Genomic DNA, 14,575 nt, shown 5'->3' on the forward strand with positions numbered 1-14,575 from the left:
GAACACTACTGACGACAGATCTCAAATCCAAACTGAGCTAGATCAATTAACAAAAGAAATCGACCGTATTGCTGATACAACAGAATTCAACACGCAAAACCTATTAAAAGGATCATTCTCTGCAACACTTCAAGTAGGAGCAAATGATGGACAAGTAATCAACTTCTCTATCAGCGGAATGGGCGCTACTAGCTTGGGTATTTCTGGAGCAATGAGTGTTGGAACTAACCAACTAGCAAGTCAATCAATTTCTACAATTGATGAAGCAATCAAAACTGTTTCTACACAACGTTCAAACCTAGGAGCACTTCAAAACCGCCTAGAGCACACTATCAACAACTTGGATACATCTTCTGAAAACTTGACTGCTGCAGAATCTCGCGTTCGTGACGTAGACATGGCGAAAGAAATGATGAACCAAACGAAGAACTCTATTCTTGCTCAAGCAGCTCAATCAATGCTTGCTCAAGCAAACCAACAGCCACAAGGCGTACTTCAATTACTTCAATAATAAAATATTTTAGTAGTTCTATTGAAATATCGTGCTTTTCTTTGTTAAAGCACGATATTTTTATTAGCACTATTATTTAACAGGAGGAAATACTATGAGTATTAAAGTATCATTATGCATGATCGTAAAAAATGAAGAGAATGTATTGGATCGCTGTCTTGCATCTATTGCACATCTTGTTGATGAAGTGATTATCGTTGATACTGGGTCTACAGATGGAACGAAAGAAATCGCAAGCAAATACACTTCAAAAATATTTGATTTTAAATGGGTTAATGATTTTGCGGCGGCAAGAAATTATGCAGCAGAACAAGCTACTGGTGACTGGATTTTAGTGCTGGATGCAGATGAGTATATAGATGAAGAAAGTTATAAGGAATTTATTGCTGGTTTAAAAGAAGATAATGGGTTATATGACAAGTATGGTGTGAGAATTTTAAACTTTACAGGATTATATGGAGAAAGTCTAATTCAGAACTTTCATGACCGTGTATATAAAAATAATGGAAAATTATCGTACTATCGTGCTATACATGAGCAGTTGCATGCAGCTGACGGCTCACCTGTAAACAGTCATATAGCTAAACTATTAATTTTTCATTCCGGATACCTTAATAAAACAGTAAAAGAAAAAGGGAAAAGTGAACGTAATAAAGAGTTAATTGATATAGAAATGAAGGAAACAAAAAATGCATTTGACTATTTCAATTTAGGGAATGAGTATTTTTCTCTTGGTGAATATGGAGAAGCATTAAAAGCGTTTATGACTGCGTATAGTTTAAAAACTAATCCTAACTTCGCTTGGGTAGCTAGTACAGTTATTCAAATAATTGCTTGCTTGCTTCAGCTGAAAAGATATAATGATGCATTAAATGTAATTAATGACTCGATTCAACTATATCCTGGTTCCTATGAAATGGTTGCCTTAAAGGGAGAGGTCTGTTTCTTAAGAGGACAGTTTGATGATGCTAAGATTCATTTTAATCAGATACTTGACAATCCGAATGAATATAATCATACCATTTTAAGAGCAGATTTAAAGGAGTTATTGCCTAATAGAAGACTTGGTGAAATATACTTCTATGAGAAAAATTATGAAAAAGCAATATACCACTATGTAAGTGTATTAAATATAAATAAGTTAGATTCTGATAGCATCAGAAAAGTAGTCTATATATTAGCGAAATTCCACAATGAAGAGGAAATTATCGATTTTATTAAAACAAATGATTTAATAAATAAAAATAATATTCATTACTATATGAATGCATGCTTTAATGTTGGAAAACCAAATATAATCAATTCATTTATTCTAGAAGATGAGAAAACTTTAAAGGAAATAGCTAGCCTCAAGGATTTTTGTGTAAATGGTAACGGGACAATAGAAGATTTTGAAGATTTACTAAAAGTTTCAGTTATTGAAAAATTGAATCAAAAACAACTAATTAATATCGTAGATCTTTATTTGTTAAGGGATAGATTTAAAGGTAATAATAAAGTGGATAATTTGATTCAAGGACTCGAAACAAATGAGCAGTTTCATGCGGTCATCCAATTGCTTGATGGTCAAATAAACAACTCTACGATTAATGATGAAGTCTTTTTAGGTACGCTGCAAATCCTTTTGAGTTATAAAAATTATAATTTGGCTATAACACTTCTGAAGAGTGTGGATTTATTAGGACAGGAGTCTTTCGCAAAAGCAGCAGCCACTTTATATGGCAATGATTTTAAAGGAGAAGCATTACAACTATATAATAAATGTGATTGGGATTTTTATACAGAACAGGACTATCTCAATATAATTAATGGGCTATTGGAGACTGGAAATATTGTTAATGCTTTAGAGTTTTCGAAGTATGCAATGCTGCTGTTTGAAAATGACTTTAGATTTTATAAGATAATTTTAGAACACGGTGATAAACAGCTTCTTGACTCAACTGTTACTAAAGCAATGGAGATTTTTAAAGATAGCGACTATTTGAACGAGCATAAAGCATAATTTTGGAATATGAATTAATGGATATGTGTTTGTCCATTAAAGAATAAGGTTTCGGTCTCTCTAAATTTAATAACAGGAAGGCATTCTAATATGATCACTAGTATAATTTTATTAACATATAATAAATTGGAGTATACAAAATTGTGTATTGAGAGTATCAGAAAATACACACAAAAGGGCTTCTATGAAATAATCGTTGTAGATAATAATTCATCTGATGACACTGTTCAATGGTTAAAGGAACAAGAGGATTTAAAGACAATATTTAATGAAGAAAATCTTGGATTTCCAAAAGGATGCAATCAGGGGATAGAAATAGCAGAAGGAGATAATATCCTTCTATTAAATAATGATACGATTGTAACAAATAATTGGCTGGAAAATTTGTTGGTTGCCTTAAATAGCTCTGAAAAAGTTGGATGTGTCGGTGCAGTCACAAATAACTGTTCAAACTTCCAGACTGTACCTACTAACTATCAATCGATTGAAGATATGCAGTTATTTGCTCAGGAGTTTAATAAAAGCAATCCAGTTCAATGGGAGGAACGCTTAAAACTAGTTGGGTTTTGCATGCTGATTAAAAAATCAGTTGTTGATGAAATTGGCTTATTAGATGAGCAATTTTCACCAGGTAATTTTGAAGATGATGATTATTCTTTCAGAATAAGAAAGGCAGGATATAAGCTTTTATTATGTGGTGATACATTTATTCATCATTTTGGAAGTACGTCTTTTAGAGATAAACCGGAAGCCTATCAACAGCTATTAAGAAAAAACAAGGAAAAATTCGAGGCTAAGTGGGGCTTTAATCTAGACTATACAACACATACACGAAGAGATTTAATTTCATTAATAGATGCTCCAAAGGAAGAAAAGCTAAATATTCTAGAAGTTGGCTGTGCATGTGGAGCAACCTTGTTAAAAATTAAAGAAACATTCAAAAATGCAAACTTATTTGGAATTGAACTAAATGAACATACAGCATTTTTTGCCTCGCTTATTGCAGATGTGAGGGCGCAAGATATAGAAAAAGGTCTTGATTATCAGGAAGAATTTTTTGATTATATCATTCTAGGGGATATATTAGAACATTTAAATGACCCATGGAAAACAGTAAATAACTTCAAAAAATATTTAAAAAGTAATGGTAAGCTTTTAGTAAGCATTCCCAATGTTATGCATTTCAGTAATATGAGAACATTATTAAATGGACATTGGACGTATACGGATTCTGGAATTCTTGACAGAACACATTTAAGATTTTTTACACTGAATGAATTAACTAAAATGTTCTATCAAGCTGGTTACGGCAAGATGGAGGTAGGAAGTGTCACTACTTATGAATCAGATGAAGATAAACTCTTCATTGAAAAACTATCTGAATTAGGAAATCCAAAAATTAAAGATCAGTTCAGTGCCTACCAATATTTGTTGAAGGTGTTTAAAAATAATCCTAATGTAGATTCAGCAAATGACCTTAAGGATAGTTTAATTAATATTGAAAAGAGTATTAGCATTGATGAAAATGTTAACAAAATCATTAAAAACTTAACAGATAATCTCATTTCAGAGCAGTTAGTTATATCCATAGTTGATGAAGCTGTCATTAATAAAGAAAGTGTACTAAATATCCTGGCAACAAAATGCTTTGAAAATGGTGCCCATGACTATGTAATCCCATTTTTAGAGTATGCATTAAAGATTAATCCAGACCATCAAGACACCATATTCAATTTAGGTTACTTCCTGTATACGATAGGAGAACTTGATTTAGCGCGACATTATTTGGAGAAAGTCAATGGAGATAATGCAGCCAGAGAATTATTAGAGATGATGGATAATATCTGATAAGTAAGTTTTTGTATTACTATTAAATAAAACGAAAACTAAAATCTATGGATGTTGATAATCTTGAAAATTTCATTAGCGATGATAATAAAAAATGAAGAAAAATATATTGAAAAATGCCTTGCGAGTGTTAGTGATTTAGTCGATGAAATAGTAATAGTAGATACAGGTTCAACAGATAATACACTAAATATATTAGGGAATTACCGAGATATATTTATATATCATTACCAATGGAATAATAACTTTGCAGCAGCTCGAAACTTTGCGATTGATAAATGCCGAGGAGATTATATTTTAGTTTTAGATGCTGATGAGTATATTACAGAAGGTAGTCGTGAAGTATTGGAAGAAATAGGGGATAACCATCAAATCGGTAAGCTTAAACAGGAAAATACTTTTGAAAAGGATGGAAATATTTTTTCGTCAAGCATCTATATTTCAAGATTTTTTCCTAACTACATTCGTTATAAAGGAACAATCCATGAACAACTAGTTTCAAATTTACCAAGGGTGGAAATGAAAATAACGATTTCTCACTTTGGGTATTTGAATAAGGCGAAAAATACAAGAAATATACCGTTGCTTCTTAAAGAGTTGAGTAACACCCCTAATGATCCCTACTATTATTATCAACTTGGAAAAGAATATAGAATTGTTAAAGACTTTACAAAATCAATAACTTATTTACGAAAAAGCTATCAATTAATTAGTGAGAGAGATCTTTTTTATAATCAAGTTATATTAGAACTTCTCCAGACAGGGAAGGAGTTGGTAGACAAAGATACCTTCTCTGTTATTCTTGAAAATGAACTAAAATTAAACAATGTTACTGATTTTCACTTTTATAAGGGCCTTTTCTATTTGGATTATTGTTTAAAACATTTGAATGAAGCTATTCACTTACTTCCGAAAATTGAGGAAAGCTTTACTGCTTGTCTAGAAATCAACAAGGGGAAGCATATAGAATATTTGAATGGAACAGGAAGTTTTTTAGCATTGTATAATTTAGGAGTATATCATGAGGCAATCGGCAACATGGTTGAGGCAAAAAGAAATTATATGAAGTCTGCCAATTTGGGCTATGAACCAGCTAAAAAAAGGCTTGCAGCAATTTAATTGAATAGAAAAAGGCAGTTCGGCAATAAATCCGAACTGCCTTTTTCATTGTATTAAAAGCAGAAAAAAGCAGCCGATATAACAGATGTAGTATATATTTTTTAGGGGGGAATGCCAATGATAGAAAAGTATACTTCAAATAGCGTCTATACAGCTCAGCAACCCAAGAATAATGAGAATAGTGTGACAAAGGTGAGCGAACCAGCTGCTAATCCGCTCATAGAGGAGAATAAGCCTGTTGATCCTGCAAGCAAGGAAAAAGAGAGAAAAGATCTGGAAAGCTTGATTAACAGCATGAATGAATTTATTCAGCCTGCACACACATCTCTTAAATTCCAGCTTCACGATAAGTTGGAAGAGTACTATGTACAAGTCATTAATGATGACACAAAAGAGGTAATCAGAGAAATACCCTCAGAAAAAATGCTCGATATATATGCTGCGATGAAAGAGTATTTGGGCTTAATGGTAGACGAGAAAATTTGATTCATACTAATGACAGCAGCTCTTTGTTTTAATAGGCAAGGCTGCTGTCATCCCTAAAAAAGCATAGGCATATCCTCTTAACTAATTCTTTCTCCTAGCAGATTCAATATAGGTAAAAAGTAAGATATCTCAATAAAATGTTAAAGGCTGAAAAAGACTCGCCGATAATAATAGTAATCAATGATTATATTTAAAAAAAGCATTAGCTTTATTAGTTTAAATATAAAAAAAGTACGAGGTGAGGAATTTGGTTTTAAGAATAGGCGGACTCGCAAGCGGCATGGATATAGACTCCTTAGTAGAACAGCTAATGACTGCGGAAAGAGTACCTTTAGACAAATTAAATCAAAAGAAAACATATACAGAGTGGCAGCGAGACGACTATCGCGAAATGAACACCTTGTTGCTGTCATTGGATACATTGTTATCTGATGGATTGCAAAAGCAATCAACATTTATTAAGAAAACAATCAATTCATCTAATTCAGATGCATTGTCTGTTAAGAACGTAACATCTACGACTGATTTTTCGGGATCAATTGAAATAGAGAAGTTGGCTACGGCTGGTTCAATAAGAAGTAACGGTGCTACAGCTATTACTGATTCAACTGCAACATTGCGCAGTGCTGGGATTACTGACACAAAACTGACTATTTCTGCGATTGATGCTAACGGGGTTATGTCAAGCAAGGATATTGAAATTACAGATACAGACACGATGGACAGCTTAGTTGCTAAAATCAATCAGCAGTCAGGTGTAACAGCATTTTTTGATCCTACTTCTAAACAAATCTCATTTACTGCGAAAAATACAGGAGCAGTGGCAGATGGCCGTGAAATCATACTAAGTGGAGATCAGGATGGAACCGCTGGCTCTCTACTAACAAAATTGAATGTAGCATCTGACAATACTGGGACAAATGGAACAGCAGGTTCAAACGCTAAATTCACATACAACGGAATCGAAACAGAAAGATCATCCAACACCTTCCGAATCAACGGTGTAGAACTAACACTCAAACAAGTAACAGAAGCCGGCAAGCCGATAACATTCTCATCAACAGCTGATGTTGATTCTATTTACGACTCCGTTAAAGGCTTCGTTGACAAATACAACGAAATAATCGAAAAAATCAGCGATAAAATCGGTGAGACGAAGTACAGAGATTATACTCCTTTGACTGATGCTCAAAAGGAAGAGATGACAGAGGATGAGATTAAGAAGTGGGAAGAGAAGGCGAAGAGCGGGACATTAAAGAATGATCAGATTCTTTCTAATGTGTTGAATAGAATGCGTTCTAGTCTTGGTTCTATCGTAAACACAGGCGGTGCTTTCTCTAGACTTTCTGATATTGGCATCACAACGACTAACAACTATTTAGAAGGCGGTAAGCTTGTAATCGATGAAGACAAGCTAAAGGAAGCAATTACGGCCGATCCTAATAGTGTTTATAAGCTATTCCAAAACAGCAGTGCTACTGGTACAGCTGATCAAGGGTTTGCACAGAAGGTCAGAGCCAACTTGAAAGTAGCAATGGACGATATCAAGACGAAGGCTGGTTCTTCTTCAAGTGTTAATAACACATTTACATTAGGAAAACTGTTGAATCAATACAGTTCAAGAATTTCAGATTTTGAAGATAGATTAACGACAATTGAAAATAGATACTGGGCAAGATTTACGGCAATGGAGACAGCTATCAATAAAGCGAACAGCCAGTCTGGTTATTTGACAAGCATGTTCAGCCAATAAAAAGGAGTAATATAAATGGCAACTACTAATCCGTATCAATCATACAAACAGAATTCAGTTAATACAGCTTCACCAGGCGAGTTAACGCTTATGCTTTATAATGGCTGCCTGAAATTCATCGGTTTAGCCAAAAATGCCATCCAAAATAATGATATTGCGACGAGAAACTTAAATATTCAAAAGGCGCAAAACATTATCCAAGAACTGATGGTGACATTGAATATGGAAATTCCAATTTCTAAAAACTTTATGTCTTTATATGATTTCATGAACCGTCAGCTGATTAAAGCTAATATTGTGAGTGACATCAAAATTCTGGAGGATGTAGAATTTCTGTTGACAGAATTCCGAGATACATGGAAAGAGGCTATCCAGATTAACCGTCAAAAACAATATGCTTCTGGCGGGCAAGTTTAATGGAAGCAATCAAGCAATGCTATGCAGTTACTGCAGAGCTGATTGACCACTTAAAGGGTGAACCAGAAAAGGATACTGATAAAATCAATAACCTTCTTAATAAAAGGCAGGCGACGCTTACGCTTTTGAAAACACCTGAAACAGAAGTGGAGAAGAAGCTGGGTCAAGCCCTTCTTCAGCAGGATAAGGAGCTGTTAGGGCTCCTTGAAGCGGAAAAGAAAAACATTCAGCAAGATATTAAAGAATTAAAGCATAAAAAAGCTTCTAATCAGAAGTATGTCAATCCGTATCAGTCTCTGCAAACAGATGGCATTTATTATGATAAAAGAAAATAACATCACAAAAACCATTCACTTTTTTAAGTGAATGGTTTTTATTTTATTTAGATCACTCTCGAAAGCTCATGATGCTTCTTATCATTAACGACATTTTCACCGATCAAGGCGATGGGATCGTAGGGCTTGCTCGATTTAATGACAGAATAGGCATCGATTTCTACATTGGATGAAACGACTGCGCGTTCAACAACTGCATTTTCCCCAACAACTGCTCCTGGCAGAAGTACAGAGTCTTTAATGACAGCGCCTTTCCCAATCGTTACTCCATGGAAGATGACAGAGTTTTCTACTGTTCCGTAGATTTCACATGCTTCGCTGATTAATGAATGCTTCACAGCTGAAGAGTCATCAAGATATACTGGCGGATGGGATTGTTCTACAGTGTAGACATTCCATTCCTTATCTTTTAAGAAGATATTGGATTCTTTTTCAAGCAGATCCATATTGGCTTCCCAGTAGCTGTCGATTGTGCCGACATCTTTCCAGTAGCCTTTGAATTGGTATGCGTGGAGTTTTAAATTGTCATGCAGCATTGCGGGGATAATGTCTTTTCCAAAATCCTTGCAGCTGTCTTGATTGTTTTCTTCTTTTTCCAAGTAAGCTTTGAGGGTTTTCCATTTGAAGATGTATACACCCATAGAAGCTAGGTTTGACTTTGGATCTTCTGGCTTTTCTTCGAATTCACTGATACGATTGCCTGAAGATTCTGTATTCATGATACCGAAACGGCTTGCTTCTTCCCACGGTACTTCTGTAACAGAAATCGTTGCATCAGCATTTGTCTCGATATGCTGTTTCAGCATTAGATCATAATCCATTTTATAGATATGGTCGCCAGAAATAATCAAAACATGCTCTGGGTCATACTGTTCAATGAAGGGAGTGTTCTGATAAATGGCATGTGCAGTTCCTTCATACCAGCGTTCTTCCGTATCGCATTGGTACGGAGGCAGGATGGAAAGACCGCCGTCTCTTCTGTTAAGATCCCATTCTTTTCCATCTCCAATATAATTTTGCAATACATGAGGCTGGTATTGTGTCAGCACGCCAACTGTATCAATGCCAGAATTCCGGCAATTGCTTAAAGTGAAGTCGATGATTCGGTATTTTCCACCGAACGGTACTGCTGGTTTCGCTAGATGATCTGTCAGTTTCTTTAATCTCGTTCCTCTTCCACCGGCTAAAAGCATGGCGATACATTGTTTTTTCATGATAACCCTCCTGTATTCGTTTTCAGATTGATGTTTAGATGAAGTATTATAAGCGGTCATCTTCCCATAATTTGTAGTAGTACTCATGCTCTTCTTCAGCTTCAATGCTGTTATGCTGTTCCTCTGGAAGTTCAGTTAATACTTTCAAGTTGTTCAATGTTGTTTTCCTCCTTGGCCATTCATATAGACGTAATTCTATTAGATTTTAATTACTTTAACAATTAAAATAATTAGATGTTTTCTGTCAACTACCGACAAAATTCGAATATTTATTTATATTTTGAAGAGGTACAGTTCTTTTTTTTGAGATGTTATTGGCTTGTTTCATGTAGTTTTTAATTACCCCAGCTATTTTTTTTTAAAACCAAGTTATATCAAAAAAATTGTAAAAGATTGTTCTAAAATAGAATTTAGTCCAAAAGCAGGATACGAAAAGCTAGTAAAGACTATGTTTATTTATGGAGAAGAACATGTCCGCCATGCCTGCGTCTGCTTGAAATGAAAAAGTGTGAATAAAAAAAGGGATATTTAGAAAAATGGCAGTTGCTATATTAATAAAGATTCTCTTGAAAAATTTGTCTAAAAAAGCAGATGAAAAATTTGCCGTAAACTTTTTTTAAAAAACAGCCAGTTTTTTATTTGTTCACAAATTTGTCGAATTTTCTAAAAGTTTTTGCAGGAATGTGGAAGGGTAAACGAGAAATATAATGTATAGTCAAAAAGTTCATTACTCGCATAGTTTTAAAGCTGCGAGGGGAACAATAAGACTTGCACTGGAATACAAAAGGAGGAGTAACTTATGAATTTCAACATTAGAGGAGAAAACATTGAGGTAACTCCAGCAATAAGAGAATATGTAGAAAAGAAAATCTCTAAATTGGAAAGATATTTTTCCGAGACGCCAGATGCAAATGTCAATGTGAATTTAAAAACCTACAATGATAAGACTGCAAAGGTGGAAGTAACAATACCGATGTCCCAGCTTGTGCTTAGAGCAGAAGAAGATCACTTGGACATGTATGCAGCAATTGATTTGATTGTTGATAAATTGGAACGTCAAATCAGAAAACATAAAACGAAAGTGAACCGCAAGCAGCGTGAAAAAGGCAATCTGAACACTTTATTCGGTGCAGATGAGCCTAGTGCAGCAGCACTTCAGGAAGAAGAGGACGAGATGGAAATTGTCCGCCAGAAGCGTTTTAATTTAAAACCGATGGACAGTGAGGAAGCCATTTTACAAATGGATCTTCTTGGTCACAGCTTCTTTGTTTACACTGATGCGGAAACTAACTCAACAAATATCGTTTATAAAAGAAAAGACGGCAAGTACGGGCTTATTGAAGCAAAATAAACGTATAGCAGCAAGAAGGAAACCTGCAGGATATAACTGCAGGTTTTTTCTGTTTAAATACGAAGCTTTTTTTAAAATCGCAGTATTTTGCGATAATATTATGGCAATTACTTGAATACTCCTGCAATCAAGAGGAGTGTTTGATATAATGAGCGAAAGTATTATAGATAAATATTAGATAATAAGTGTGGGTCCAGAATATCTTCTTACTAGGTGTCAATTTCATTTTCAAGGGGTGTGAGCGGCAATGAAAAGGTCTGTAATGGAAGCAAACTTGTTTTGTACACACTGCAATAATGAAAGTCTTCATGATGTTGTTTATATAAATGAAGAAATAACGAGCGTCAAATGTCATTCCTGTTTATATGAAGCAGGCATGAAGGTTAATATCATGAGGGAATTCTACAAGGAACTGTTTGAGCATATCGCAACAAAGCCGAGTAGAATTACTGAAGAATATAAACAGGATTTGAGCCGATTTATCGCTAGACTCCCAATAAGGGTGATCAGCAAGCCATACCGGTTCATGCGCTACTTAAATGAATCGAGAAAGGTTATGAAGTACTATAAAAAATGTTGATTTTCTTAATATAATGAATTTTGCTTTTAGGACAAAGTCATATTTATAACCCCTTCTAGTCTATTCCATCTTTCCTTCAGACGAAAGTTGTCACTCTATTGCGGAAATGGTAATATATATAGGAAAATACTAGTGCAGCTACATATATTTAATGGTATCCTTTTTATAGGGTGTTTACAAAACAGTCACTTCATTTTCATGAGATTTTAATGAACAATGAATATGCTATAGTTGCTTAAATAAACTAGCTTTTATGCTATTGATATAATAACCAAATGATAGTTTTTAAATAGAATCTCTCATTACAATAATAAAGGAGCGTTTTTTAATGCTTGGTATTTTAAATAAGGTTTTTGATCAGAATAAGCGCGATATAAAGAAACTTACAAAGATTGCAGAAAAGGTTGAGCTTTTGGCGAGTGAAACGGCAGCATTAAGCGATGAGCAGCTAAAAGCAAAAACAGAAGAGTTTAAAGCGCGCTACCAAAAAGGTGAAACGCTCGATGATATGCTTGTTGAGGCTTTTGCAGTTGTGAGGGAAGCTGCAAAACGTGTGCTTGGATTATACCCGTATCCTGTACAGTTAATGGGGGGAGCTTCCCTGCATGACGGAAACATCTCTGAGATGAAGACAGGGGAAGGTAAAACTTTAACTGCGACAATGCCTGTTTACTTGAATGCACTTTCCGGCAAAGGCGTTCATGTTGTAACAGTCAATGAATACTTGGCGTCACGTGATGCTGCTGAGATGGGACAGCTGTATGAGTTTCTTGGCTTAACTGTCGGCTTGAACTTAAACGGTTTATCAAGAGATGAAAAGCAGGCAGCATATAATGCTGATATTACGTATGGAACAAATAATGAATTCGGCTTTGATTATCTTCGCGATAACATGGTCCTTTACAATGAGCAAAAGGTTCAAAAACCTTTATACTATGCTGTTATCGATGAAGTTGACTCCATTCTGATAGATGAAGCGAGAACACCGTTGATTATCTCCGGATCTGCTCAGAAGTCGACACAGCTGTATGTGCGTGCAAATGTTTTTGTGAGCAGTCTAAAGGTAGAAAAAGACTATACTTACGATGAAAAAACGAAGGGTGTTCAGCTTACAGAAGAAGGGATGAGCAAGGCAGAGCGAGTTTTCCAAATTGAAAACCTGTTTGATGTCAGCAATGTAGCAATTAACCACCATATCACACAAGCCCTTAAAGCACATGCGAGCATGCATAAGGATGTTGATTATGTTGTGCAGGACGGCGAAATTGTCATCGTTGACCAATTCACAGGCCGTCTTATGAAGGGCCGCCGATACAGTGACGGACTTCACCAGGCGATTGAAGCTAAGGAAAATCTTGAAATCCAGAATGAAAGCATGACACTTGCGACAATCACATTCCAAAACTACTTCCGCATGTATGAAAAGCTTGCCGGGATGACTGGTACTGCAAAAACTGAGGAAGAGGAATTCCGCAATATTTATAATATGAGTGTTGTTGTCATCCCTACAAACAGAGATATCATCCGTGATGACCGCGCTGATTTGATATATGCAACAATGGACGGCAAGTTCAGAGCTGTTGTGGAGGATATTGCAGAAAGACATAAAAATGGACAGCCTGTTCTAGTCGGTACAGTTGCGATTGAGACATCTGAAATCATCTCGAAGTATCTTTCTAAAAAAGGCATTCCTCATAATGTCTTGAATGCGAAGAATCATGAAAGAGAAGCGGAAATCATCGCTACTGCCGGTGAAAAGGGCGCTGTTACAATCGCAACTAACATGGCAGGACGCGGTACGGATATTAAATTAGGAGAAGGAATCAAGGATGTCGGCGGTTTGGCTGTAATCGGTACAGAACGCCATGAAAGCCGACGGATTGACAACCAGCTGCGTGGACGTTCCGGACGTCAAGGGGACCCTGGTGTTACTCAATTCTACCTTTCTATGGAAGATGAATTGATGCGACGTTTCGGATCTGACGGAATGAAGGCAATGATGTCAAAACTAGGCATGGATGATTCCCAGCCTATCCAAAGTAAAATGGTTTCAAGGGCTGTTGAATCAGCTCAAAAACGAGTGGAAGGAAACAACTTCGACTCACGGAAACAGCTTCTTCAATATGATGATGTACTACGCCAGCAAAGGGAAATTATCTATGCACAGCGTAATGAAGTGCTGACAAGTGAAAATCTTCGTACCATTGTAGAAGCGATGATTAAATCATCCTTAGAACGCCATGTGGCGGCACATACACCGGACAGTGAAGATCAGGAAAACTGGGATCTGCAGGCAGTCCTTGATTATGCCAACGGAAATCTGCTTCAAGAAGGTGAATTGGAGCTAAATGATATTCGCGGCAAAGATGGCGATGAAATCGTTGAAACAATCATGGAAAAGGTATTGCGCCACTATGATGAGAAAGAAGAGAAGCTTACAACAGAACAAATGCGAGAATTCGAAAAAGTTATCGTGCTCCGTGCTGTTGACAGCAAATGGATTGACCATATCGACCAAATGGATCAGCTGCGTCAAGGTATCCATCTTCGTGCATATGGACAAATCGATCCGCTTCGCGAGTACCAATCAGAAGGATTTGCGATGTTTGAACAAATGGTCTTATCCATTGAAGAGGATGTTGCTAAGTACATCATGAAAGCGGAAATCCGTGAAAACCTTCAAAGGGAAGAAGTAATGAAGGGACAAGCAGTTAATCCGAAAGAAGAGGGCGAAAAGAAGCCAAAGAAAAAGCCGGTTATGAAAAAGCTTGATGTTGGCCGAAACGCTCCTTGTTTCTGCGGCAGCGGCAAAAAGTATAAAAATTGCCACGGAGCTAATTTATAATAAATGAAAGGACCTGCCTCTCCTGTTGCTTTGAGGCAGGTCTTTCTTAGTCAAAGGAATTGTATATCTTCATGAAGATTGGAAATGCTTGAATACAGAGTCAAGTTTAAGCAA

Annotated in this window: 12 protein-coding genes; 11 read left to right on the top strand and 1 reads right to left on the bottom strand. The window is 35.9% G+C overall.

The window, feature by feature from the left end:
• From LXM54_RS24420 to LXM54_RS24455, 8 genes are all read left to right on the top strand, one after another.
• Nucleotides 1-511, top strand: a 511-nt coding sequence (locus tag LXM54_RS24420; protein ID WP_267913482.1) for a flagellin, incomplete at its 5' end; no start/stop codon positions are given.
• 94 nt (nt 512-605) lie between these two features.
• A complete protein-coding gene (locus tag LXM54_RS24425; RefSeq protein WP_233318423.1) occupies nt 606-2,513 on the top strand; it encodes a glycosyltransferase in 1,908 nt (635 codons plus the stop codon).
• Nucleotides 2,514-2,603: 90 nt separating this feature from the next.
• A complete protein-coding gene (locus LXM54_RS24430) occupies nt 2,604-4,361 on the top strand; it encodes a bifunctional glycosyltransferase family 2 protein/class I SAM-dependent methyltransferase (protein WP_267913483.1) in 1,758 nt (585 codons plus the stop codon).
• Between the two features lie 63 nt (nt 4,362-4,424).
• Complete coding sequence (locus tag LXM54_RS24435; protein ID WP_233318427.1) at nt 4,425-5,480, top strand: glycosyltransferase family 2 protein; 1,056 nt, start codon at nt 4,425-4,427, stop codon at nt 5,478-5,480.
• A gap of 117 nt (nt 5,481-5,597) precedes the next feature.
• Nucleotides 5,598-5,966 (top strand): flagellar protein FlaG, encoded by a 369-nt coding sequence (flaG, locus tag LXM54_RS24440; RefSeq protein ID WP_233318429.1) that lies wholly within the window; start codon nt 5,598-5,600, stop codon nt 5,964-5,966.
• A 247-nt stretch (nt 5,967-6,213) separates the two neighbouring features.
• Nucleotides 6,214-7,719: a flagellar hook-associated protein 2 gene (locus tag LXM54_RS24445; protein ID WP_233318431.1), complete on the top strand. Its 1,506-nt coding sequence runs from the start codon at nt 6,214-6,216 to the stop codon at nt 7,717-7,719.
• Nucleotides 7,720-7,734: 15 nt separating this feature from the next.
• Nucleotides 7,735-8,136 carry a flagellar export chaperone FliS gene (gene fliS / locus LXM54_RS24450; protein WP_233318433.1) on the top strand — a complete coding sequence of 134 codons (402 nt, stop codon included), beginning with the start codon at nt 7,735-7,737 and terminating at the stop codon, nt 8,134-8,136.
• Complete coding sequence (locus tag LXM54_RS24455; RefSeq protein WP_233318435.1) at nt 8,136-8,471, top strand: flagellar protein FliT; 336 nt, start codon at nt 8,136-8,138, stop codon at nt 8,469-8,471. The genes fliS and LXM54_RS24455 overlap by 1 nt, the downstream gene beginning before the upstream one ends.
• A 47-nt stretch (nt 8,472-8,518) precedes the next feature.
• On the opposite strand, the gene LXM54_RS24460 is transcribed toward LXM54_RS24455, so the two are convergent.
• Nucleotides 8,519-9,685, bottom strand: a complete 1,167-nt coding sequence (locus LXM54_RS24460) for a glucose-1-phosphate adenylyltransferase (RefSeq protein ID WP_233318437.1) — start codon at nt 9,683-9,685, stop codon at nt 8,519-8,521.
• Between the two features lie 799 nt (nt 9,686-10,484).
• On the opposite strand from LXM54_RS24460, the gene hpf reads away from it, so the two are divergent.
• From hpf to secA, 3 genes are all read left to right on the top strand, one after another.
• Nucleotides 10,485-11,036 (top strand): ribosome hibernation-promoting factor, HPF/YfiA family, encoded by a 552-nt coding sequence (gene hpf / locus LXM54_RS24465; RefSeq protein ID WP_233318439.1) that lies wholly within the window; start codon nt 10,485-10,487, stop codon nt 11,034-11,036.
• Between the two features lie 247 nt (nt 11,037-11,283).
• Complete coding sequence (locus tag LXM54_RS24470; protein WP_233318440.1) at nt 11,284-11,616, top strand: bh protein; 333 nt, start codon at nt 11,284-11,286, stop codon at nt 11,614-11,616.
• A 328-nt stretch (nt 11,617-11,944) separates the two neighbouring features.
• On the top strand, nt 11,945-14,461 hold the full coding sequence (gene secA, locus LXM54_RS24475) for a preprotein translocase subunit SecA (RefSeq protein WP_233318442.1): 2,517 nt from the start codon (nt 11,945-11,947) through the stop codon (nt 14,459-14,461).
• The last annotated feature ends 114 nt before the right edge of the window (nt 14,462-14,575 follow it).

This window comes from Bacillus sp. Au-Bac7, assembly GCF_021341655.1.
Taxonomy (GTDB): Bacteria; Bacillota; Bacilli; order Bacillales; family Cytobacillaceae; genus Niallia.